This window comes from Ralstonia mannitolilytica (assembly GCF_905397375.1).
Lineage (GTDB): Bacteria > Pseudomonadota > Gammaproteobacteria > Burkholderiales > Burkholderiaceae > Ralstonia > Ralstonia mannitolilytica.
Genome location: NZ_CAJPVG010000001.1, coordinates 1 through 23285, shown reverse-complemented (window position 1 = coordinate 23285; position 23285 = coordinate 1). Strand labels below are relative to the sequence as shown.

23 protein-coding genes are annotated in these 23285 nt (G+C 63.4%); 12 read left to right on the top strand and 11 right to left on the bottom strand.

What is annotated here, in order from left to right; all coding sequences use genetic code 11:
* The first annotated feature begins 11 nt into the window (after nucleotides 1-11).
* The 9 genes from KHN96_RS00115 to KHN96_RS00075 all read left to right on the top strand — a co-directional run bounded on the left by KHN96_RS00115 (nucleotide 12) and on the right by KHN96_RS00075 (nucleotide 9185).
* Nucleotides 12-2888: a type VI secretion system Vgr family protein gene (locus KHN96_RS00115; RefSeq protein ID WP_017513001.1), complete on the top strand. Its 2877-nt coding sequence runs from the start codon at nucleotides 12-14 to the stop codon at nucleotides 2886-2888.
* A 28-nt stretch (nucleotides 2889-2916) separates the two neighbouring features.
* The gene (locus KHN96_RS00110) at nucleotides 2917-3768 is read left to right on the top strand and encodes a DUF4123 domain-containing protein (RefSeq protein WP_017513002.1); all 852 of its coding nucleotides are present in this window, start codon (nucleotides 2917-2919) and stop codon (nucleotides 3766-3768) included.
* On the top strand, nucleotides 3765-4307 hold the full coding sequence (locus KHN96_RS00105; protein WP_017513003.1) for a DUF3304 domain-containing protein: 543 nt from the start codon (nucleotides 3765-3767) through the stop codon (nucleotides 4305-4307). Before KHN96_RS00110 ends, KHN96_RS00105 begins: the two co-directional genes overlap by 4 nt.
* A 1-nt stretch (nucleotide 4308) precedes the next feature.
* A complete protein-coding gene (locus tag KHN96_RS00100; RefSeq protein ID WP_039376341.1) occupies nucleotides 4309-6588 on the top strand; it encodes a T6SS phospholipase effector Tle1-like catalytic domain-containing protein in 2280 nt (759 codons plus the stop codon).
* A 365-nt stretch (nucleotides 6589-6953) separates the two neighbouring features.
* Nucleotides 6954-7271 carry a hypothetical protein gene (locus tag KHN96_RS00095; protein ID WP_017514042.1) on the top strand — a complete coding sequence of 106 codons (318 nt, stop codon included), beginning with the start codon at nucleotides 6954-6956 and terminating at the stop codon, nucleotides 7269-7271.
* A 231-nt stretch (nucleotides 7272-7502) separates the two neighbouring features.
* The gene (locus tag KHN96_RS00090; RefSeq protein ID WP_017514041.1) at nucleotides 7503-8162 is read left to right on the top strand and encodes a hypothetical protein; all 660 of its coding nucleotides are present in this window, start codon (nucleotides 7503-7505) and stop codon (nucleotides 8160-8162) included.
* 59 nt (nucleotides 8163-8221) lie between these two features.
* Nucleotides 8222-8572, top strand: coding sequence for a hypothetical protein (locus tag KHN96_RS00085; protein ID WP_038316601.1), 351 nt, complete (start codon nucleotides 8222-8224; stop codon nucleotides 8570-8572).
* Nucleotides 8565-8909, top strand: coding sequence for a hypothetical protein (locus KHN96_RS00080; RefSeq protein ID WP_017514039.1), 345 nt, complete (start codon nucleotides 8565-8567; stop codon nucleotides 8907-8909). Before KHN96_RS00085 ends, KHN96_RS00080 begins: the two co-directional genes overlap by 8 nt.
* A 21-nt stretch (nucleotides 8910-8930) precedes the next feature.
* Nucleotides 8931-9185 carry a hypothetical protein gene (locus tag KHN96_RS00075; RefSeq protein WP_017514038.1) on the top strand — a complete coding sequence of 85 codons (255 nt, stop codon included), beginning with the start codon at nucleotides 8931-8933 and terminating at the stop codon, nucleotides 9183-9185.
* Nucleotides 9186-9222: 37 nt separating this feature from the next.
* On the opposite strand, the gene KHN96_RS00070 is transcribed toward KHN96_RS00075, so the two are convergent.
* The 5 genes from KHN96_RS00070 to KHN96_RS00050 are packed head-to-tail and all read right to left on the bottom strand — an operon-like array spanning nucleotide 9223 to nucleotide 12413.
* Entirely contained in the window at nucleotides 9223-10419 is a 1197-nt protein-coding gene (locus KHN96_RS00070; RefSeq protein WP_017514037.1) for a tyrosine-type recombinase/integrase, read from the bottom strand.
* 46 nt (nucleotides 10420-10465) lie between these two features.
* Entirely contained in the window at nucleotides 10466-11107 is a 642-nt protein-coding gene (locus KHN96_RS00065; protein WP_017514036.1) for a DUF6904 family protein, read from the bottom strand.
* A 14-nt stretch (nucleotides 11108-11121) separates the two neighbouring features.
* Nucleotides 11122-11397 (bottom strand): type II toxin-antitoxin system RelE/ParE family toxin, encoded by a 276-nt coding sequence (locus KHN96_RS00060; RefSeq protein WP_017514035.1) that lies wholly within the window; start codon nucleotides 11395-11397, stop codon nucleotides 11122-11124.
* A complete protein-coding gene (locus KHN96_RS00055; protein ID WP_017514034.1) occupies nucleotides 11397-11666 on the bottom strand; it encodes a CopG family ribbon-helix-helix protein in 270 nt (89 codons plus the stop codon). Before KHN96_RS00055 ends, KHN96_RS00060 begins: the two co-directional genes overlap by 1 nt.
* Before the next feature lie 51 nt (nucleotides 11667-11717).
* Nucleotides 11718-12413, bottom strand: coding sequence for a GIN domain-containing protein (locus KHN96_RS00050; protein ID WP_017514033.1), 696 nt, complete (start codon nucleotides 12411-12413; stop codon nucleotides 11718-11720).
* Between the two features lie 254 nt (nucleotides 12414-12667).
* Here KHN96_RS00050 and KHN96_RS00045 point away from each other — a divergent pair, with 254 nt between their 5' ends.
* Nucleotides 12668-13705, top strand: a complete 1038-nt coding sequence (locus KHN96_RS00045) for a DNA-binding protein (protein WP_017515764.1) — start codon at nucleotides 12668-12670, stop codon at nucleotides 13703-13705.
* A gap of 7 nt (nucleotides 13706-13712) precedes the next feature.
* Here the strand turns inward: KHN96_RS00045 and KHN96_RS00040 are convergent, their stop codons facing one another.
* From KHN96_RS00040 to KHN96_RS00015, 6 genes are all read right to left on the bottom strand, one after another.
* Nucleotides 13713-13877 carry a hypothetical protein gene (locus tag KHN96_RS00040; protein WP_156174057.1) on the bottom strand — a complete coding sequence of 55 codons (165 nt, stop codon included), beginning with the start codon at nucleotides 13875-13877 and terminating at the stop codon, nucleotides 13713-13715.
* 48 nt (nucleotides 13878-13925) lie between these two features.
* Nucleotides 13926-14450, bottom strand: coding sequence for a cytochrome b (locus KHN96_RS00035; protein WP_049286305.1), 525 nt, complete (start codon nucleotides 14448-14450; stop codon nucleotides 13926-13928).
* A gap of 148 nt (nucleotides 14451-14598) precedes the next feature.
* Nucleotides 14599-15525: a cation diffusion facilitator family transporter gene (locus KHN96_RS00030; protein ID WP_017511440.1), complete on the bottom strand. Its 927-nt coding sequence runs from the start codon at nucleotides 15523-15525 to the stop codon at nucleotides 14599-14601.
* A 113-nt stretch (nucleotides 15526-15638) separates the two neighbouring features.
* Nucleotides 15639-16895, bottom strand: a complete 1257-nt coding sequence (locus KHN96_RS00025; protein ID WP_062739609.1) for a TolC family protein — start codon at nucleotides 16893-16895, stop codon at nucleotides 15639-15641.
* A complete protein-coding gene (locus KHN96_RS00020) occupies nucleotides 16892-20005 on the bottom strand; it encodes an efflux RND transporter permease subunit (RefSeq protein WP_062739608.1) in 3114 nt (1037 codons plus the stop codon). The genes KHN96_RS00025 and KHN96_RS00020 overlap by 4 nt, the downstream gene beginning before the upstream one ends.
* Entirely contained in the window at nucleotides 20005-21090 is a 1086-nt protein-coding gene (locus KHN96_RS00015) for an efflux RND transporter periplasmic adaptor subunit (RefSeq protein ID WP_017512748.1), read from the bottom strand. Before KHN96_RS00015 ends, KHN96_RS00020 begins: the two co-directional genes overlap by 1 nt.
* A 1358-nt stretch (nucleotides 21091-22448) precedes the next feature.
* On the opposite strand from KHN96_RS00015, the gene tnpA reads away from it, so the two are divergent.
* Together tnpA and tnpB are read left to right on the top strand one after the other, a co-directional pair.
* The gene (gene tnpA, locus KHN96_RS00010; protein WP_004633552.1) at nucleotides 22449-22820 is read left to right on the top strand and encodes an IS66-like element accessory protein TnpA; all 372 of its coding nucleotides are present in this window, start codon (nucleotides 22449-22451) and stop codon (nucleotides 22818-22820) included.
* Nucleotides 22787-23152, top strand: a complete 366-nt coding sequence (tnpB, locus tag KHN96_RS00005) for an IS66 family insertion sequence element accessory protein TnpB (RefSeq protein ID WP_306303472.1) — start codon at nucleotides 22787-22789, stop codon at nucleotides 23150-23152. The genes tnpA and tnpB overlap by 34 nt, the downstream gene beginning before the upstream one ends.
* Nucleotides 23153-23285 lie beyond the last annotated feature (133 nt).

The following is a 23285-nucleotide window of genomic DNA, read 5'->3' as shown; positions in this document are numbered from 1 at the left end:
CAGATCGCCGCATGGAAGTCACAACCCTTCTTCAGAACCTCTTCGCCCCCACACGCCGCCTGTACACGCTGGAAGGCGACGGGCCGCTTGCGGATCTGGCGGTGGAAGCCTGGCTCGGTCGCGAGGCACTGTCCGAACTGTTCGAATGGCGCGTGGTGGCCGTCAGCGCCAATGCGCGCATCGCGCTCAAATCATTGCTGGGCCAGCGGGTCACGCTGGTCACGACGCTGGCCGATGGTACGCAGACCAAGCGCACGGGCCTGATCCGCCTGGCTGAGAAGCTCGGCGCGGACGGCAGCCTCACGCGCTATCGCCTGACGGTGGTGCCATGGTTCTGGCTGACCACGCAGCAGCGCCACAGCCAGGTGTTCCAGAATCGGCCGCTCGCTGACATCATTGAGCAGATGCTGTCGCCGTACGAGCCGTACGCCTCGTGGCGCTACGCGGCCGGTGCCGAAGCACGCATGAGCGATTTCGGTACACGCGCGCACATCGCGCAGTTTCGCGAGACGGACTACCACTTCGTCACACGCCTTCTCGCCGAGGCGGGGCTCGGCTTCACCACGGTGGAAGACGACCAGGCGCACGGCGGCCACACGCTGGTGATCTTTGCCGACAGCACGCAGCTGCCGGAAGACACGGAGTCGGCTGCGGCCGGCGGCATCCGCTTCCACCGCGCGCACAGCCTGGAAGAGCGCGACGCCATCCAGCAACTGGCCTGCCACACCCGCACAACTGCCGGCGGCGTTGCCGTGGCCGCGTGGGACCCGGAAGGCAAGCACAGCGTGCGTGCCCATGCGCCCGCGCGCTTTGCCACCAGCGCCGGCAGCCCCGACGCGTATCTGTCCATCAGCCCGTCGCTGGCGCCGGATTCCGCCAATGCCCAGCGCATTGCCGAGCAGGTCATGGAAAGCCTGGAGGCGCGCGCACTGCTGTTCTCGGGGCGAGGCACGGTGCGCACGCTGCGCAGCGGTACGCGTCTGCAGGTGGTGGATTGCCCGCACCTGCCGCAAGACGTGGAAGGCGCCTATCCGCTGTTGATGGATCTGGTCGAGCACTGCGGCATCAACAACCTGACCGTCGATACGCACAACGCGCTCAGCCAGCGTTTGGGCGGGCTCGATGCCGCGCTGGCATTCGATACGCCGCCCAGCGCGCCGGAATCCGGCCCGGGCGTTTTTGGTTTCCAAGAAGCAGAAGGCCCCGTCGAACGCAGCACGCCGACTGGCGATCTGCTCAAAGCAGCACGCGCGCACGGTTACGCTGGCGTCTTCCGCGCCGGCGACGCACGCCGGCCCTGGCGCCCGGCCGTGACTGAACCCGATTGCGGCCGTCTCTACGCGGCGCCCACCGCGCAAGGCGTACACAGCGCCATCGTGGTCGGCCCGGACGGCCAGACCCAAGCCGGCGGAGACGGCGAGCACCATGCCAGCCCCGCAGGTGAAATCCGCGTGCGCTTTCCCTGGCAACAAGGCGAGCGTGCAGATGACCGAAGCAGCCGCTGGGTACGCGTCGCGCAGCGGCAGGCCGGTTCCGGCATGGGCTGGCAATGGCTGCCGCGCATTGGGCAGGAAGTGCTCGTCAAGTTCAGCGAAGACGATGTCGACCAGCCGGTCGTCATTGGTGCCCTCTACAACGGTCAGGGCGAGGCCGGCGTTGCGCCGACGCCCGGCGGCCAAACCGCAGCTCAAATGGACACGGCCGCACTCTACAAACAAGGCAGCGATACGGCCCCGAGCGCCCAGGGTAACGTGGCGGGCGGCCACAGCCCCGCCTGGCACGGCATGGGCACCGACGCGGACGGACACCGCAACGCTGCTGCGCACACCGGCTTCAAGAGCGCCGAACACGGCGGCAGCGGCTACAACCAGCTCGTCTTCGATGACAGCGATGGTCAGTTGCGCACGCAGCTTGCCACCACGCAGCTACACAGCCAGATCAACCTTGGCCACCTCGTTCACCAACAGGACAACCGGCGCGGCAGCTTCCGTGGTCAGGGCTTCGAGCTGCGCACCGACGGCCACGCCGCCGTGCGCGGCCAGGCCGGACTGCTGCTGACCACCTACCGCGACGCCGCCAGCGGCAAAGCTGTGCCCACAGGCGACAACGCCGCCGGCATTGCCCTCATCAAGCAGGCCAAGGCGCTCACCCAATCGCTGGGCCAAGGGGCCGTCACCCATCAGACCGCTGGCCTGTCGTCGGCGAAGGACGAGAATGCGCCGCTGGCCAAGCAGGAGAAGGCCGCCGCCGGCATGGTGGACGGCAAGGCGCTCGATGCGGCGAAGCAGGATGCCAGCGCCGGCAACACCAGCACGCCGGGCAAGGTGCCACACCAGGGCGAGGCGATGGTGCATGCGAACGGCCGCGCCGGGTTGGTCATGGTGGCCGGTCAGGATCTGCAGTTGGCCAACGGCGAGAGCATCGCCCTGGGCAGCGGCCAGGACACCAACATCGCCGTCGGCAAACAGGCGCGCATGCACGCTGGGCAAGCGATCGGCGTGGCGGCGGGCCTGTCCAAGGCGGGTGACAACAACATCGGCCTGCAACTGACCGCCGGCCAGGGCAACATCGACGTTCAGGCGCAGCACGACACGCTGAAGCTCATGGCCAAGGATGACCTGAAATTAGTGTCGGCCAACATGAACGTGGATTTTGCGGCGGCCAAGCGGATTCGCCTGGCGACGGCGGCCGGTGCAGCCATTACGCTGGAGGACGGCAACATCACCGTCGAGTGCTCCGGGCCGATTACCTACAAGGCCGCGCAGCGCACCTTTGATGGGCCGGTGAACCAGTCGTATCCGTTGCCGGCGTTTCCACAGAGCATCTGTGTCGAATGCATGTTGCGCGCAATGGCTGGCGGTCATTCGCTCGGTAGCAGGAACGGCTGATTTAGCAGACATCGAGGTCATTGGCACCATGGCAACCCGTTTCCAGATTCAACGCAGACGCTCGGATGAACCTGCTTGGGTGAACGATTTCCCGGATAGCGCTCTGGCACAACTTTTTGGCGCATTGCCGGAGGCGAACGTGTATGCCTTGGTCGACAACGCGTTCGATACCGGTTTCGCGCAGCGGCTACGCTCGCGGTTTCCGGGCTTGCATCCGCAGTCACTCTACGAGGGGCGCTATGACGGGCCCGGCTTGGCAGAAATCGCCCCCTCCGTGGTCCGCATACCGGTTGAAGAATCCGAACGGCGTACGTTCCTTGAGTTCGTTCTGAATGAGACTTCGGGCAAGCCGATGCTGAGCTTCTTGCATCGCATCGCGTCGGCTCTTGATCCAGTCGCGCACCTCCAGGACCAGATGGAAGCTGTGGACCATGAGGGGAAGGCGTTCCTGATCCGCTTCGCGGATACCCGCTCGTTGGATGCGCTGCTGCAGGTGTTTGATGACGCGCAGCGTGAGCGCTTCCTGAATGGGTTGCGGTGGTGGTACTTCCGACGCGATGGCAGGTTGCAGGCTGTCGGTCACCCTGACGATGCTTCAGCCGACCGGACTGACGAACCCTATGTCTTCAGTCGGGAGCAGATGGATCGTCTTGATGCGCTGGCTCGCCCGGATGGCCTGCTGAGACTCATTCAGACGAACGTGCATTGGTGGGGAGAACTAACAGGTACACCATCTCAGGCGCATAGCTGCATTCGGATGGCGCTGGATAGCCCCGAGTTCAACGCGGGCGCGCATGACGCAGTGGTTTTTCGAGTAGTCGCCGGTGCATTGAGTGAAGCTGGTTTGCTGCAGTCGCAAGAAACGACGGAACAGTCATGAAAATTCGAACATGGATGGCACTCGTGTTGGTGGTGTTGGCCACGCTCAGCGCCGGCTGCAAGCCTGCGGAGCAGGCGAATGCTGCCCAGCAAGATGAAGACCTCGGCCTTGAGGTCCGAGTGCTCAACTACATGGATGAGGGACTCGACATCGTTTATGTAAACGGCGTTTGGGTAGGAAGTGAGAAGCGCCATGCAGGGGGTTTTGGTGTTGCAGGGGCAATCGGTGTGCCACGCAAGTGGCATCCAGGTCTTACAGTAGAAGTTGAATGGCAGGACGACACGCTCTACCGGAAGGACCATGATGCGACATACAAGGCACAGGTCCCCGTCGAGCCGTATCCTGACGGCGATCCAAGTTCGCTTTGGCTAGCGTTTTACCCAGGCAAGAAGATAAGAGCCATTGCTTCGCGCTATACGCCTCTCAATCCCAAATTTCCAGGCGGACTGAAGTATCCAGAAGACGCTTGCATGGCGGACAAGGCGTGCGCCGCCAAGTTCTATCCCGAGCGCATGGCGTCATCCAGCCAGGAGCGATGAGATGGCCGAACTCGAACGACTGCAGCCAAATCCCTTCGCCCTAACGCTGGACGAGAAGGGACGGTGCATGGCGAACAACATTGAGGCCTTCTCAGGGCAATGCACCGAGGAATTGCGAATCGGGATCTTCTTCGATGGCACCAACAACAACAAGGATCGGGACGCACCCAAGCACGCCCACAGTAACGTAGCGCGGCTGTACGACATCTTTGAGCGGAAGAAAAATCAGGTGGCCTTCTATGTGCCCGGCATCGGGACACCGTTCGAGAAAGAAATCGGCGACACCGGCCGCGGCTATGACGCACGGGCGGGGCTGATGGCGGGCTGGGGCGGTGAAGCCCGCATCAATTGGGCATTGCTGAAACTAACCGATGCGCTTTACCAGCTGTTTTACGGAGATGATCTGAGTAGGGCGATGGGCACCGAAGATCTGAAGGTGCTTCGCAAAATCTCGGGCGATTTGAGCTTCCCTGTACATAAGCGCGCGGAAGCCGGCGCACGCGACGAGGCGCAGAAGATCAAAGACGAAGTGGAGCAACTGAATGACGCAGGGACGGGGCGCACGCTCGCCGTCGCGTTGGACACGGCGGACAACATTCCCAATGCCATTCCGCGCAAGCAGGAGTTGCAACGGCGGCGCGAGTTCCTTTCGCAAAAGCTGAAGGCACTCATCGCCGACCGCAAGCCGAAGCTCCAGCGCATTCGCCTGTACGTGTTCGGATTCTCACGCGGCGCGGCGGAAGCTCGGGTGTTCAGCAACTGGCTGGAAGATGCGTTCGACCCAGGTATGACGCTGGCTGGTGTCGAGGTGAGCTTCGATTTCCTCGGAATCTTGGATACTGTCGCGTCCGTGGGGTTCGCCCAAAGCTCCATGTTCTCCACCGGCCACGGCGGGTGGGGCCAAGAGGAATTCCTACGCATTCCGAAATATGTCAATCGGACGGTCCACTTGATTTCCTCACACGAAATACGTGGCTCGTTCCCGTTGGACAAGGCGGTCGCCAGGGATCTGCTCGAAATCGCCTATCCAGGCGTCCACACGGATGTGGGCGGGGCATACCGGCCAGGGGACCAAGGCCGTGGTTGCAGGGCCGACGGAACACCCGACGACAGCACCAAGCTCTCGCAAGTGACACTTGCCAAGATGTATCGGGAAGCCGTTGCTGCCGGCGTGCCGTTGAAGCCGTCAGCGGATCTTCCACCTCGGGTTCTGGATGCACTCAAGATCTCGCCCCAACTGATCAAGGACTACAACGCGTACGTTGATGCGGTGAATCCGCTTATCAAAAAGAAGGGCGGAGGAACTACTGGCGCAGCACACGTGCAATACGGCTTGTACCTGCGTTGGCGTCGGCTGCGCCTGGGCAGCGGACCCGATGCCTTTGAGAACCAACCCTTTTTCAGGCGAGCACAGAATTACAGTGCTCAGTGCGCACAGGATCTGAGCGGCGCAAACGAAGAATTGCGCGAAGAAGCCAAGACGATGTCGGAGATGGAAAACTCCATCCTGTACTCAGATGGCTGGATGGCGGCGGTATTCCGCAGGTCAGGTGTGGCCGCTGAGGCGTTGATCAGACTCCACCGTGCCATATGGGGCGACAAAGTTGCACAGTGGCGAGAGGTCAAAGAGTATTGGAATGACACGTCGCCGTTGGACCCGAGGATCGTCAAGTTCTTTGACGACTACGTGCACGACTCGCGTGCGTGGTTCAAGCCAATGGGCGCCACCAATGAAGGGGTCTGGAAGCTGAGGGAAAAAAACCGGCTGGAAGACCTCAAGCGCAAAGATGCCGAGTGGAACGCCAGATGGAAGGCGGAGTGGCAGAAGATGAGCGCGGACCTCCAGCGGGACCCGCGCGGAACGATCGAGCGCTATGCGCCGGTTTCTGACGGCGGCAAGGGTGAAGTCGCGCCGCCACCGCCACCAGTTATGGGTCAGGATCGCATCGATTTGGACCGCTATCTGAAGGACGGCACGCTGCCGTTGGAGAAAACCGGACGCGAGTTCAGTTCAGTATGGGGGTATCTACGCTGGCGCACACACTTCGCGCCGGAGCTGACGCTGGGCGAGCGTGCGCAAGCGGCGTGGGACCGTGTGGCGGCGGTGCCTGGCAAGGTAGCGGACACAGTCTCCCAGAAGGTCGGCGAAGTCGCGCATAGCGCAGAAGAGGGTCTAGCGAGCACAGCTCGCAAGCTCTTGTCTGCCGGCCAAGACGCGCTGGAACGTGGTGCGAAGCGCGTCCTGGAGCAGTACTCAGGCGGCGGGGTCCCCATGCTTTGACGCAGCCAGGAAACAGGCATTTCCTCAGCTGACTTCGACCTCCCAATCGTCCTGCTCGGACTCGGGATCGCGAGCCTGCTCGCTTCCATGGGGATGACTGATACGGGTGCCTCCACGGATGAGGAGGCGCTGCGCTCTATGGCCGCACAGCGACGTGTATTGCGTGCAATCGCCTATGTCTTCATGGGAATCGGAGGGTTGATGCTGCTGCCGTTGCTGGTCTTCAGCGTTGTCGGAATCTCCGGGGCGCCTTGATCGCATAAACAGCATTTCCGTCCTGTTTTCGAGAGACCTCCATGCCTGACCGATCCGACCCACCTTCGCCACATTCCCGCGCCGCTGTCGACTGCCAAGGTGGGCAGCGGATGGACTACCCCGACGGTAGCTTCATGGTCACGTTGCCAGGCGTCGCCACGGTTCACTGCTCACGCGACGGTGACATCGACGGGCGGACGCCGGCTATCCGCGCAGTCACCATCGCCGATCTCTCGAAGGTTGTGAAACACAGCATCATCCGCCTCTACGACACCGTGTCCCATACGGTGCACTTCGCAGGCGGCGGAGTTGTTTCCTACCTGCACGGCGTCGATGGGACCGGCTTTGAATTCAACTGTCGCAACGTCGTTTTCGAGATTTCCGAGGCGGGACAGGTGCTGGTGCTCGGCACCTATATCGAGCAGTAGTCGTTTAGATCCGCCCGAGGGCAGACCATCGTTGCCATCTTCGTGACTGCGTTTGCGTTTGGTTCGGACCAATGGCAGAATCATCACGGGCGCGCATCGCCGCCTGGGCTCCCAGCCCAAGTTTTGAGCGGCTTAAACTGGCACGAATTCATCTCTTCCTTCCGCGTCGCATGATTGTCAAAGGCGGCGGACGCTAAACGCTCAACGTTCGCTGTGCTCTGAGAGACAACCATGGACCAGTTCTCCCGCTGGAGCGGCATCGCGCACGCCCTCCTTGTCAAGCAAGCTCCCAAAATCAAACTCGGCCAAGTGCATCAGCTCCTCGCTGCCTGCCTCGGCCACCGAACGTACGCGTCGCTTCGCGCGACGGATCTCGACACCCTGAATGGCAAGCCCCACTATGTCCTGTTCGACGATGCGGCGGGACTCGCACGCGCGGAGGACCTCGGACTTGCCGTGACTGAAGCGCAGTGGCGAGACGTTTCCTTGGCGCTTCGACCCAGCGGCATTACGCCATTTTGGCTGACCACCATCGGCGGCATGCACAACGCGGCTGAACTTGTTTTCGAGGACACGTCCAATTCCCGAATCCACGCCATCCAGCGATTGGTCGGTTACCCGGATGTCAAGAGAGCGACCTCAAGCCGCTGCCATTGCGCCGAAGATCAAGTGCCGGATATTCTGAGGATTGAGGTTTCAGGGGACGCCTACGCCTACAACCAAGAAACATCGTTCGCGGTACCCGTGATCGCGATCGTGGAGTTTCCAAAGGTCGGCCAACGCATGTACGGACACGGCACGATTGTCTCGGTCGAGCAGAAGGGAGCGCCGGAGCCGCGTATCTTGGAAGACGTGGATGCGGGTGAGTTTTACTGGATGCCTGAAGAATAGCGGCCCGCTGACCGCGCTCTGACTTTGCCGGCTCAGGCCGTATCAACAAGGGAGAAATGGTGGGACAAGCAAAACAACGCGGGACCAAAGAACAACGGGTGGCGCAAGCGCACGCCAAACTGGCGGCGCTGCGCCCGGAGACGCTGGTGTGCGGCAGCTGCAAAACGGCGTTTGCCGAGTTTGAGGCGCTGGGCACGCGCGGCCTGGCCGGTATCGATGCGGCCTTTGGCGGGCCGTGCCCGACGTGCGGGGAGTCGGTCGTCGCATTCAAGGGCGACTCCGATGCGGTGGCCGATTCCATCCTTGCGTGGCAGGACATGATTGGCAGCGAAGGCGTCGTCGGCAGCCAATCGTCCGATGGGCGCTACCTCCCGCTCGACGGCCCGTCCGGAGGTACTCACCATGGGTGAGGCCAAGCGGCGCGGCAGTCAGACAGAACGTGTGGAGGCTGCCATTGGCGCGGTACCGAGCCCCGAGGCCATGCGCGAAAGTATGGGTTTTGCGGCGTCCGCGAAGTTCGTGGGCTACGTCGTGCACCTGCCCGATAGCGACGAATTCCTGGCCGATGCCATGGAGTCCCAACGCGGGGTCACGGTCTATCGGTATGGTGCCAACCCGGACCTGGCCAAGGTGTTCGCAGACTATCGCGGCGCCGCCAAGCAGGCGGCCCAGATCCAAAAGCATAGGACCGTGGTGGCCTACTTGTTCGACCACGACAATCAGTGGCTGGTCGGTTTCACGGACTGACCTCGGCCCGTCGGTAGTGCAATGAAGACCTTTTATGGGTTCCGTCTGAGGCCGAAATCGGGTGCGAGCGGTTCGCACTCGCATCCGATTCTTCCGCCACCGCTCAACGTGGAAGCCCGCGAGCGGTTGCGTTGGCGCATCGTAGACCTCGACAAGAACCCGGTCGAGATGAATGAGGATGAGCTACGTGCCTGGTTGCTCTCGATCCCAGACGACGAACTGAACGAGTTGATCGCCTTGTCGGATTGGACGCACCCCGACGACAAAGCTGGATGACTCAGGCTGTCCCTCTACGGTACCTACCTGGGTACGCTTAGGTGCCCCAGCCCAGCCGGTGGTTCGCCTGCGTCGCCGCGTGGCGCAGATCCTCTTCGGTGTGCAGGTAGATGCTGGTCGTGGTGAGCGACGCGTGGCCGAGGTTGTCGCGCACGAAACGCAGGTCGACATGGCTGTCGGTCATGTGGGTGCCGGCGGTATGGCGCAGCCAGTGGGACGATGCGCTGGCCAGCCGATCCGCCTGCACGTTGAACTCAGGCCCCTGAGACCGCAGCCGGTCAGCCGCCAGCTTGAACACCTCTTTGACGATCAAGTGAATCGCCGCGCGCGAGAGCGGCTTTTCCGGTCTGATCACGGGCAGCAGCAAAGGGCGCGTTTCACCGGCCTGCGGCGACGGCGGCAAGCCACAGATGCGCCGGTAGCGTGCCAGTTCCGCGATCAGTTCGTCGGTGGCAGGGACCAGTCGTGTCTTGTCGCCCTTGCCCTTGACCTCGATCCACCAGCGCTCGACGCCAGTGGCATCGCGTCGGCAGAACACCGCGCCCATCGGCGTACTGGCGATTTCCGCCGCACGCAGGCCGGCGAGGTACAAGACCGAGAACAGCCACCGGCAACGGGCCGCATGCAGCCGGTCGCGTTCGGTCGTGACGGGCATCGTCTCGATCGTGGCTCGAACGGTATCCCAAAGGTCGTGCGTCAGGTACCGCGTCACGCGCGGCGGCGCCTTGGTGCCGCGCCGGCGTGCGAGCGACAACGGATTGCCGGCCAGATACCCCGCTTCGACGAGCCAAGCGAACAGCGCGTTGAGGATCGTCATCGCATGCCGCACGCTCGTGGGCGACAGCGGGCCGGCAAACGGGCGCCAATCGGGCGATGTTCGCGCCAGCTTCTTGCGCGAGGCCATGACCCAGCGCCATGCCGGCTGCGGGTCGGCCAGGAAGCGCTCATACACCAACAGGTCTTCGTGCGTGAGCGAGGACAGCGGCTTGCCGTGCTGCAGGATCGCCCACAACATCAGGCGCTCGGCTTCCTTGCGATAGGTCGCAACCGTGCCTGGAACCGCGGCATAGCGTGCGAGCCACGCAGCAACGGCGGACAGATCATCGTCCGCCGTGATTTGGCGGGTGCCTGCGCGCGCACGGTTGCCGCCGTTGGCCCCCGATAGTACCGGCGGGATGCGCAACTGCTCGATGGCCTGTGCGGGGCCGTTGAACGAAGGAACAAGCTGGGTCATCAATGAAGAGGTGCGGTCAGGTCAGCCGGAATGGACTGCATGTGCATCACCACTCGAAGTCCGGCCAGTCTTCATCGCTGTCGATGAAGGCGGTGGGCGGGATGACATCGGGGCGCATCGTGACATCCGACTTGGCCAGGTATCCATACATCGGATCGAATGTCGCCATCACCTTGGGCAGCATCTTGAGGCGCTGTTTGGGCGGCAGCGCAATGAAGTACCGACAGCGGCTATCGAGCACGCTCTCCAGGTGCACGTAGGTCGCGTTCGAGGCGGACCGTGTGCGGTGGATGACTTCATCGGCCAACACCGGCGTGGCGGCGCGTACTGCCGATTCGACCACGTGCTCCAACTCGAACATGATCGCCTGGTCGAGCTTGTTGGTCGGGACGAAGGCCATGGCCTGGCGCAGCACGCCGACCTGGGTCAGGAGCACCGGCCACAGGACTTCGACGCCGTAAATGCGGCAGCGGTCGTCCTTGGTGTCGCCGCGATGGTCGACGCTGCGCTGCCCCGAGTAGGCTTTGCGTACGTCGTACGCGAGGCCGAGCACAAAACCCTCCTTGTCCTCGATGTAGACGCTTTCCTGCACGACGTAGTGGATGAAACCATGCAGCCGTTCCAGCGCCGCGAAATCGCCCCACAACGCGACGCCGGCATGGTTCGGCGTCAGCCGGTACTCCAGCATGGTCTTGCCTCCTGTTATCGGTCTTCGCGGGTGTGCCACAGCCGCAGCACGTAGATGGTGTCGCCCTGGATCTCGTAGCGCATCTCATACTGGCCGACGAGGATGCGCCGTACTTCGCGTGGCTCGAATTGGAACAGTTGCTCACCCACGCGCGGATTGGTCAACAGGGTCTCTGGCGCCTTGATCAACGCCTGCACTGCGCGCGCTGCCGCTGGCTGGTTCACCGGGGCGAGAAACTCGTACAGGCGTGCGAGGTCTTCCTGCGCCTTTCCAGTCCACTGCAGTTCCATCAGCGCGGCACCGCCAGCGGTTCACCGGTGCCCAGGCTGTCCGCCCAGGCCTGCACCGCTTGGTGACCGATGACGCGGCCGGCGTCCACATCGGCCAGTGCCTCACGGGTGAGGCGATCGCGCTCCTCTTCCTGGGCAATCCAGGCAGACAGCGCCTGCTTCATGATCCAGCCGCGCGAGCGTTCGAGGCGGTCGGCCAGTTGGTCAACCTTTTCGGCCAGCGGCACCGGGACGTGGGCGGTCAATACGCGGGTTTCGGTCTTGGACATGGCGTCCTCCTGAAATCGGGTCAATACAGTCGGGCGAAGTGCCCGGCGCCGTCAGCGGAATTTGATCTTGCCGGAGCCGGCCACCCGGTCGTCCCGGCGCGGCGGGTTGCCCCGCACGACGATGTCTCCGGAGCCCGCGACGCGGGCGCGCACGTCGGAGCGCACGAAGGCCTCGATGTCGCCGGAACCCGCTACTGACAGGTCGGCCGACTCGGCGATCAGCTCGCTGGCATCGACATCGCCGGAGCCCGCGACCTGCACGTGCAGGCGGGTGACCTCGCCGGAGACGGTGATGTCGCCCGAACCCTGAATCTCCAGGTCCAGGGCATCTTGCCGCAGATCGAGCAAGGTGACGTCGCCGCTGCCCTTGATCTTGACCGCGGGGGACTCGGGCAGCGCGAGGCTCACCACCGCGCGAGGCTGGCGAAGCGAAACCGTCTGCCCGGTGGCTTGGCCGTTCACGATGTCGCCCATCACCACCGAGCCGACCGTGCCGTGGAAAGTCATGTGGCCGCTGCCAAAGCTGATCGATACGCCTTCGCGCTCGATGACCAGCTTGTCGCCTTTGTACTCGGTCCGGACCGCCGCCACCGCGTCGGCACTTTCACCGGCTACCACGAGTGCGGGCGTGTCCGCGCGCCGGAACACCACATCGACCGAGCCCCTGATGACGAGCTTGCGGATCGGTTGCAGGGGACGGTCCTCCTTGATGGCGTTCTCAAGGCGATCCCAGGCAGTGTCTTTCATTGGGGAGGGCATGTTGAGGCTCATCGGCTATAGCACAGGCAAATCATTGTGATTAAAAACCAATCATAGTGATTGAACGCCGCGCAATCAACTGTCCGCCAAGTCACTTTGAGCGAGACGCGTTAGGCCGGGCCACTGTGACATGATCACTAGACAGAAGCGCCATTATGTCTAAAGACTGCGGCGGATAATAGGGAATCAATCGGTTTACGTTGTATTATTTTACTTCCAAGACGCAAACAAAGCCCGCGACCATGACGCTCGACCCCGCTTCCACTGTGGAAGACCAAGCCCTGCAAGCCGATATCGCCGCGCTGCGCGGCCGTTTCACCGATACCCGCGAGCTTTACCGGGAGGTCTGTGCGCTGCTGTTTTTTCGCTACGGCGTCACGCCGACGGCCAACAAGCTCTACAGCCTGGTGCGCAAGGGCAGCATGAGCACGCCGACCGACGTGCTGAACCGCTTCTGGCAGGACTTGCGGGAAAAGACGCGCGTCAAGATCGACCACCCGGAGCTCCCCGACGCCATGAAGCAGGTCGCGGCCGAGGCCGTGCTGACGATCTGGCAGGCCGCCTCGTCGGCCGCGACCGGTGAACTTGCCGCGCTACGGGCCGAAGCGCGCCACCAGGTGCACGCTGCCGAGACGGCACGTGACCAGGCGGCCGCCGAATCGGAAGCTGCCCGGCAGGCGACGGCAGCGACCCAGACGCAGCTCGATGCCGTTCGCGCACAGCTCACGGAGCAGCAGGAGGCGCTGTCCACCGAACGCCAAGCCCATGCCGCGACCGATGCCCGTCTGCAGGAGGCCCGCCGGCAACTGGATGAAGCGACACGGCAGTTGACGGAGCTGCGGACCGAGTTCGGCGCTCAGCTTGAGCGTGAACGGGAACGTGCTGACGCAGCCGACATGCGCGCGGCCAGTCACGAGAAGCGAGCACTGCGCGAGATCGACCAGGAGCGTACCGCTCGCCAGAAGAGCGAGAAGCTGGCGGAAGAACTGCGCGCGCAGCTTGTGGCCACTCGGGCCGAGATACAGCAGGCGGCTGTTCAGCACGCCAACGCGATCGGCGCCTTGCGCGCGGAACTGGGCGGGGCGCAGCAGCAGGCAGACGCCGCCGTGGCTCAGCTGCGCGCGGCGGCCGATCAACTGGCGCAGACTCAGTTGCAGCTGCAGGAAGCGCTGCGACGCGCTGAGCGCGCCGAGACCGAGGCGGCAACGACGCGCCGGTTGGTAGATGTGTTGAAGAAAGCGCCAGTTGGACGCGCTGGCCAGCGGCCAAAACCGGCCTGACGCCTAATTACCAAACGAAATAACAAGCGCCGCCTTCATCACCGAGAGGCTTATGATAGCGGGTCGGCTTATCTTGGTCGGCCCGCAGGTAGCGCGCCAACAATCCGGCCGCCAGCGTCGCGGCCGAGACAGCGAGCAGCGCTATATTGAGATGACGGAAGCCGGATTCCATGAACGATGGGCCTGCACGAATAGCGACCTGGAAGAACCGTTTGCTGCGCTAGATCATGCGACGCAACAATCGGTCTTTCAGCATGAACTCATGCCAGAGCGCTGCGGCCGCATGCAGCCCAACAAAGATGTACACGAGCGTGGCACCTGACTCATGCACCTCCTTGCTGAGGCTCGCCAAGCTCTTGTCCTGCAAAAGGGGGAGCGTCAAAGTCAGCCCGAACGGCTGAATCGGCTTACCACCCCAGGCCAGCGCCAGCACGCCAAGAATGGGCATCCCGACCATCAACAGGTAGAGCACGCCATGCGTGAGGCATGCTGCACGCTGCAGCAGTTGTGGGCCAGGGACCGGTGCCGGCGGCTGGGTTCCCCAGCGGACAAATAAACGCAGCACCATCAACGCGAGCACGGACAGCCCCGCGGTCTGATGAACCGCAAATGCCGCGGTGCGCGCGGTGCTGCCTTTGGGAAAAAAGTCGTGGATCTCGATCGCCACCACGGCAATCGTGACGGCCAGGAATACCAGCCAATGCAGGGATCGCATGGCAAGGGAGTACTTCTGTTCAGAGCGCATAAAACCACCTAGAAATTGGAGTGTGTGAATCATGGCTGCGCAGTACAACATCTATGTACTCGCATGCCCCGTTACGGAGCAGCGACTTCTGATCGATCGCCGCCGCGATACGGAAAACAGTTGTTGCAGATCAAAAAGGAAAACACGTTTAGGTCGGTGCCTCCACAGGGTCCACGTGGGTCATTACGTTGAGCACATCGCGGCGCAGCATGACGCGGCGCCGCGCTTCCAATGCAATGTCGTGGCCTTGTCTCACGTTGGCACGCGCATCGACTTCCAGGTGGACATCGACCAGGATCATGTCGCCCATGCGGCGGGTCTTGACGTCGTGTACGCCGTGCACGCCCGGCGTTTCCAGCATCGTTTGGTGGATCGCCTCAACGGTTTCCTGGTCGACGGCACGGTCCATGAGATCGTGCAGCGCCTCCCACCCGAAGTGCCAACCCATGCGCGTCACCATCAGGCCGACGATCAGGGCAGCCACAGGATCAAGCAGGCGGTAGCCGAACACATTGCCCACAATGCCGAGCGCCACCACCAGCGACGAGGCGGCGTCCGAGCGTGCGTGCCAGGCGTTGGCGACCAGCATGCTGGAGCGCACACGCTCGGCAACGGCCAGCATGTAGCGGAACAGCAGCTCCTTTGCCGCCAGCGCCCCGAGAGCGACCCACAGGCCGATGAGCTTGACTGGCTGAATGGCCTCGGGGTGCTCCAGCTTCACCACTGCATTCCAAAGCATGCCGACGCCGACGGCCAGCAATAGCAAGCCGAGCACTAGCGACGCGGCGTTCTCGAAGCGCTGGTGGCCATAGTGGTGAGTTGCATCCGGTCCTTTCTGGCTGTGGTGGCTGGCAAACAGCACAACGAAGTCCGAGATCAAATCGGACAACGAGTGGATGGCATCGGCCACCAACGCCTGGGAGCCGGCCAGGATGCCCGCCACGACTTGTGCAACGGTCAAGCTCAGGTTGACGCCCACGCTCACCAGCGTGGTGCGCCGTGCGGCTGCCTGGTTGGTCGCACTGTCTTCGGTATCCAGGTCGATCTTGAGATCGAGGTCTTCGGGATGTCGCATGATTCATCTACGTTAGGACACGTGGAGTACGCCGCTGCTTCGGTCGTTGCGAACGCACCCACGTTGATGGTTATCGCTATCTATTCATGGGGCATGTAAGGTGTTGCTCAAGATCAGTCATCGAAATCCCACATGCGATGCAGATCCAGCTGGAGCCGGCTGTCCGCCTCCAGTACGTTCACCCGAGCGAGCCGCTCGGCCAACACTGCGTCGGCAAGGCTGCGGCGTGCCACCAACAGCTCGGTCAAGCCGGACTCGCCGGCGCGAAACGCGCGGGTGGCGCGATCGGCTGCGCATCTCTGTAACGTAGCCGCTTCGATCTGTGCCTGCGCGGCTCCCCCTTTGCCTTGCAAGTCACGATAGAGCACGTCGAATTCCGCACCCAGGCGTCGTTCTGCACCGAGTCTGCGGCGAGCTGCAGCTTCCGCATCGGCCGCGGCCGCTGCTGCGGCAGTACGGCGATGCGCAGAGCCGAGCGGCATCGCCACGCTCACTCCCATGATGCGTTCCGCACCACCACGCTCCACCGATACGAACATGCCGACGGTGGGATCGGGCCGGCGCTCCAGATCTGCACGCTTGGCCATCTGCTGTGCCTGCACCTCTTCCGCCATGGCAAGCCGGTACTCGTGGCTGTCCTGTATGTACTGCGTGCGCAATCGTTCCGGTGGGTCCTGCGGCAACACAGGCAGCGCGGTGTCAGCGGCCATCATGGGCCGGGGCAACCCCGGAAAACGGGCCTGCAGTTCCGCCTGCGCGGCCTGTTCGGCTGCAGCGGCCGTCGCCAGTGCGGCTTGCATGCGAGCCTGGTCAGCTGCTGCCAGTTCACCGTCCAAGCGCGAAGCGTCACCCAACTGGACCCGGCGGGCCGTCAGCGTCGCCAACTCGGCCGCAGCCCGGGCATTCTCCTGAGCGGCCTGGCGTGCTTGCCCTGCCCGCACAGCAGCAAACCACAGCGAGAGGATCTGCCGCGATGCTTCGTGGCGTGCGTCCTTCACCGCAAGTTGCCCAGCCTCGGCCGCCGCATCAGCAAGCTGGCCATCGGCTTGAGCCTTGCCCCACAGCCTCAACGGCCGCTCCACGGCGATCTGCCCTTCGGCATGTCGCTCAGATGGATCTCGGACCTGACGCCCCTGTCCGATCGCTCTCACCACAGTCTCGGCCGTCCCCGCTCGAATGCCTTCGGCACGGGCCAGCGTGGCATCGCGCCGGGCTTCGGCCGTCATCACCTCGGGCGATTGCGCCACCGCTTCACGCACCGAGCTCTCAGCGGGTAGGTAGCCCGGCGTGTTCTGCGCTTGCGCGGCGGTGCCGCAAAGCAGCATCACGCCGGCTCCGGCCAATGCGAAGCGAAACATGTTCAACCTCATTGCAAATCTCCCTGCCCGTCGGCCGTCCGGGCCCGGGGCATACCAAAGCGTTCAAACAGCAAGGGGAGCAGGAGCAGCGTCAGTGCCGTCGAAGAAAGCAACCCGCCCGACACTACGATCGCCAGCGGGCGTTGAATCTCCGACCCTGGCCCGCTGGCCAATAGCAGCGGAATCATTCCCAGTGCGGTAATGCAGGCTGTCATCAGCACCGGCCGCAGGCGGTCTTGCACGCCCACACGCACGGTTTCCGCCATGCTTGAGCCCGACTCCAGCAAGGTGTTGAAGTGCGAGACCAGCACCACACCATTGAGCACCGCGATCCCGAGCAGCGCGATAAAGCCGACGGAGGCCGGCACCGACAGGTACTCGCCCGATATCCGCAGCGCGGCGATGCCGCCTACGAGGGCAAACGGAATGTTCGCGACGACCAGCACCGCCTGCCGCACCGAGCGGAACGTGAGCATCAGCAGCAGAAAGATGGCGCCCAAGGCCAGCGGCACGACCAGTGCTAGACGCGCCGCCGCACGTTGCTGATTCTCGAACTGGCCGCCCCAGACAACACGCAGTCCTTTCGGCAGCGTGCTGATGCTGCCAACCGCACCCTGTGCTTCCTGCACAAAGCCGGCCAGATCCCGGCCTTCAACGTTGGCCTGGATCACAGCAAACCGGGCTCCGTCTTCATGATTGATGCGCACCGGCCCGTCCACGCGTTCGATGCGGGCCAGAGACGAGAGCGGCCAAGTTTTGCCATCTGGCGCCGTCACCAGGAGGCCGGTGAGGTTCTCCGGCGCTTGGCGCAGGCCCGCTCCGCCGCGCAGGATCAGCGGTGTACGCATAATGCCTTCGGGCACTACGCCAATCCGGTCACCTTCGATCAGGGCTCGCAACTGCGTTTGCAGGGCATCTCCGGTAAAGCCAGCGTGGCCGACTGCCGCGCGATCCAGCGAGACCTTCAGGTACTGCACACCACTGTTGCTGGGCGCGATCACCTCGGCGGCGCCACGGATGGAGCGCACCTTGGCAGCAATGGCCTGTGCGGCCGCGTCAATAGCGGCGAGATCGCTGCCGAAGAGCTTGATGGCGATATCCCCGCGCGTACCGGTCAGCATCTCCGACACGCGCATCTCGATCGGCTGCGTGAAGCCATAGATCACGCCGGGAAAGCGCTCCATCACGTGACGAATGGCTGTCGCGATGTCCTCCTTGCTGCCGCGCCACTGGTCCTTGGGCTTGAGCACCAGGAAGGTGTCGGTCTCATTCAGACCCATCGGGTCCAGGCCCAGGTCGTCGGAGCCGGTGCGCGCCACGATGGAGCGGATCTCGGGCACCTCTTTGAGCAGCGTTTGCTGCACGCGTTGGTCCAGGTCCAGCGATGCTGCCAGGGAAACAGACGGCGCCTTTTGCAACAGCACAATCAGATCGCCTTCGTCCATGGTCGGCATGAACGTCTTGCCGACTGACATGTACAGCACCACGGCCACGACCAGCGCCGCCCCCGCCACGCCAAACACGATGCGGCGGCGCGCCGTGGTCCAGGCCTGCAGGCGGGCAAAGCCACCCGCCACCTTGCGCATCAGCCAAGGCGCCTCATCCGCATGCGCGAGCAGCAGCATGGAGGCCAACGCCGGCACGACCGTAAAGGCGATCACCACAGACGAGGCCAGTGCCAGCATGATGGTCAGCGCCACCGGCCCGAACAACTTGCCCTCCAGCCCCTGCAATGACAACAGCGGCAGGAACACGATGGCGATGATGGAAACGCCGGAGAGCATCGGCACCGCAACGGTAGCCACTGCGTGACGGATCACGGCCCCGCGCAGCGCTGGATCGGTCTTGTGGTCTTGGGCACGCGCCATGGCGGTCTCAATGTTCTCCACCACAACGACCGCCGCATCCACCAGCATGCCCAGAGCAATGGCCAGTCCACCCAGGCTCATCAGGTTGGCGGTCAGGCCCACGTAGCGCATCAGCAGGAAGGTCGCCAGCATCGACAGCGGCAGCGTGGCCGCCACCACCAGCGCCGCCCGCACACCGCCCAGGAACAGGTACAGCGTGATGACCACCAACACGCTGGCTTCAATCAGCGCACGCACCACCGTGTTGGCTGCGCGTGTCACCAGCTCGCCACGGTTGTAGAACACGTGTGCCGACATGCCCTTGGGCAGTTGAGGGCCAAGCGTGTCCAACCGTTCCTGTACCGCCTCGACCAGCTTGCGGGCATCGCTGCCGCGCAGGCCCAGCACCAGCCCTTCGACTACCTCACCGTTGCCATCCTTGCTGACGGCGCCGTTGCGGGTCGCCTCACCCAGCTGCACGGTGGCCACATCGCCCACGGTGACGGCAGGGTTGGACGCCGGACTCTGCGCTGGCACCACGACAATCGCTCGCAGATCGTCGAGCCCGCGCACGCCGCCTTCCACGCGGACCACCCAGTGCTCGTCACCGCGATCAAGCCGGCCCGCACCATCGTTGCGATTGTTGGCATCCAGCGCCTGGCGCAGCTGCTCCAGCGTCACCCCCCGTGCACGCAAGCGTGCCGGATCGGGCGTTACCTCATAGCTGCGGACCTCGCCACCCAATGCGTTGACATCGGCCACGCCAGGAACGGTGCGCAACGCCGGCCGGATGACCCAGTCCAGCACTCGGCGCCGCTCCGCCAGCGAGTAGCCGTCGCCCTCCACGGTGAACATGAACATCTCGCCCAGCGGCGTGGTGATCGGCGCTAGGCCACCCACGGCTGTCGACGGCAGGTCGCGGGCAAGACCTGCCAGGCGCTCCGACACTTGCTGGCGTGCCCAGTAGACGTCCACACCCTCTTCAAAATCGACCGTCACGTCGCTGATGCCGTATTTGGACACCGAGCGCACGATCGTCTTATGCGGAAGGCCGAGCAGTTCCTGCTCGATGGGCGTCGAGACACGCTGCTCGACTTCTTCCTGCGTCATGCCCGGCACCTTGAGCACGACCTTGACCTGCGTCGGCGAGATATCGGGAAACGCATCAATCGGCAGGTTCAGGTAAGCCCAGACGCCAGCGGCAGCAAGCACGCCGGCCGCGATCAGCACCAGTACACGCTGGCGCAAAGAAAACTCAATCAGGCGGGACAGCATCATTGTTCTCCCGCCAGCAAGCCCTTGAGTGCACCGACGCCCGCAACCGCTACGCGTGTCCCTGTGGGCAGATTGGCGCGCACGACAGCGACGGCGTCATCCGTACTGGCAACGGCGACCTCCTGGAAGCGGAAGCCTTTGTCGGTGGCGACAAACACGCCCGGAACGCCGGACACGTAGGCCAACGCGGCCGCCGGAACCCGCACCAGCCCCGAGGCGCCCGCGCCGGTAGCGCCGCGCAGCTTGAGCGTGACGTTGACGCTCTCGCCGGCACGCAGATCGCCACAGCGCTCCAGCGACGCCCGCACGCGCACCCCTGCCGTACCGTCACCCGAAGGCGCAACGCCAATGACCGTACCGCTTGCACCACGCGCCACGATCTCGATGCGGTCGCCTATGGTTGGCACAGGCACATCGCGGCCAACCAGCAGGTCCAGCTCCAGCGCAGCCGGGTCAACGATCCGGAAAAGCGGCGCGGCCGCTTCAACTCGCGCCCCCGGAACAGCGTTGACCTCCGACACCACGCCGCCATGATTCGCGATCAGTTGCGCTTCGCCGCCCGCGCCAGCGAATGCGATACCTGCGGAAGCCAGTTCGGCCCGGCGCGCCATGGCCATGGCGTTGGCCTCAGCGGCCCGCGCCTGCGTTGCCTGCCAGCGGCTTCCGGCGATGATGCCGTCATCAAAGAGCGCCTTATCGCGGGCGAGCGATTGCTGCGCCAAACGCGCCTGCGAGTTGGCCTCCGTGAGCGCGCGGCTCGCTTCAAAGAGCTGCGGGCTCAGGAAACTCGCCAGCGGTTGACTCGGGCGGACGGTCTGCCCCAGTGACACCAGCGCGCGAGGCACCACGCCCGCGTACGGAGCCGCCACCACATATTGCGCATCCGGCTTGAACACGACACGTGCGTGGGTGCCGACTTCCAAGCCCCCAGAAGCTGCGACCGAGCTAAAGCGCACACCCAGTGCGCGCGCCTGTTCGGCCGACAGAGACACTGCCTGTGCCGCCGGTTGAGCAGTAGCCCAACGCACAGGAAATGCGGTCAGTGCAATCGATGCGCCAACCACCACAATTCGTTTGAGAAACATGCCTGACTCCAATCCACGAAGGCAACGCTGTCGGCGTCATCCTCCAACTGCGTCGCCTCCCGAAGCGGCACGAACACCGACTGCGGCGTGGCGCTTCGAGGCGACGCGAACAAGAATGTAGGAACAGTGGATGGCCAGCGGATAGCAATGCAGCTACCGCCTTGTGGCGTCGAGCGAACGTGATGGGTCAGAAGCCAATGCTCCTAACGAATTCATGATCGCTACGGTGGGCGTGATGGGGCTGTTGCAGATCAACTCAACGAGTGTTCTGCTGCACCGTGACGCGCGTGCCGTCCGCCTGCTTAGGATCAGCAGGCCGGTGGGGGAGCCTGCGCTGGAGGCGTTCGATTGATGCGATCGCGCCAGCGCGCGCGAATTGGTGCTGGCCGAAAGACTGGGCGTGATATGGCTGAACAGGCAAGCGCTGCCAGCAGAAGAAAGGTGAGTGCCGATAACCCAGGCCCCGCAGCAGCCCAAAGAAATCCGGCGAGATCCGATGGACCGATCGAGGGCTCTACATCAACCTCAAAGGGTTCCCTGCTCGTCAGAGCCAGCTCGCGATCAAGAGCATACCCCTCATGCGCGGAGGCTCGATGATGGGAAGATCCGAGGGATTGAAAATGAGAATCAACCGCGCCAGAAAGCGCGGTGTGCACGTGCAGGCCAGTCTGTTTCGGAATTCCGAAATGGCCGTGCAGAAGTGGGCTCAGCAGCTGCAGCAACACGATAAGAAGCAGCAACACAGCCCGAAGCGAGATGCTTAGGGTTGCACGTGACATGCGCGCATTGTAGCGCATGGCATCGCGTTGAATGTACTGATGGGAGATGCTGCCGTACTAAGGCGTACGCAAACGTACAACGTAAGCGCGAATTTAGCCAAACGTAGCCCCCAGTCGGGAGGCGGCAGATGATTGTGTCCATCACTATTTTGATGGACACAATTCATGACGCCAGAAGACCTGGAGGACTTGTTGCCGTTGAAGGTTCTCCATGTGGGGGCGAACGGCAAACGCACCTTTGACCCACGAGGCAACCGAACCTATCCGTGAAGAGCTCCCCTCTATAGCCCCTCTCCATTTTTTTCGGTTGCCACGTTTCTGCAAGCCCGGTAGATGGGATTCAACGTGTTCCGTTAGCTCTCTCAGAAAGACTGTCTCGTCAACTCCAGCTGCCTCTCAGCGCACCAACCAGCCACCTTTGCTGATTCAGTAGCGTTCCTGCCCTGTAATGGGCGACGCCGATGCGCTTGGCGATCTGATACGGATTCGTGCTGCATGACGGTAAGCACCCGGTGAACCCGTCTTGAAGGGGACCCGCGTAGCAAGGAGCATCGTGTCCATCTAGTTCTAGGTGGACACGTGGACACTATCGAAGAGAGCGCGCCAATACGGCGCCGACGTCGGCATAGCGCCGAGTTCAAGGCCAAGGCAGTGCAGGAGTGCATGCAGCCGGGTGTTTCGATCGCGGCGATAGCCCTGCACCATCGCCTCAATGCGAATCTGCTGCGGCGCTGGGTCGCCGAGCAGGAAGCAAAGAATGGCGCGCCTGAGGACCGCGAGTTGATGAGGGTGCCGCAAGGCGAGTTCATCCCGTTGCGGATCGGCGAGCCGACCACTGCCGTGCCGGACATCCAGATCGAAGTCCGCCGTGGCGCGACGACGATCAGTCTTCGCTGGCCGGGATCGGCCGCAGCGCAGTGCGCCCAGTGGCTGCAAGGGTGGTTGCGTTGATTCGGGTGGACGCGATCTGGTTGGCCGTGGAGCCGCTGGACATGCGCGCCGGTACCGAAACGATCCTCGCGCGGGTCGTCAAGGTGTTCGGCGCGGCACGCCCCCACCACGCCTACCTGTTTGCCAATAAGAGTTCGACGCGCATGAAGGTGCTGGTCTACGACGGCTTCGGCATCTGGCTGGCCGCGCGGCGCCTCAACAAGGGGCGCTTCATCTGGACGAACGGCGACCAGGCGATCGCCACGGCGCTCAATCCCGAGCAATTGCGTGCGCTGGTGACGGGGCTGCCTTGGCAGACGCTCACCCACGACCACGCGATCACGGTCGTGTAATACCCCCAAAGCCGTAAACTGGCTTCCTTCCAGAGGACTTGGGGTTCTGGCAGACTCGCCGCATGAACCTACCCACCAACCTCGATGCCCTGAGCCCGGACGAACTGCGCACACTGGCTGCGCAGTTGATGGC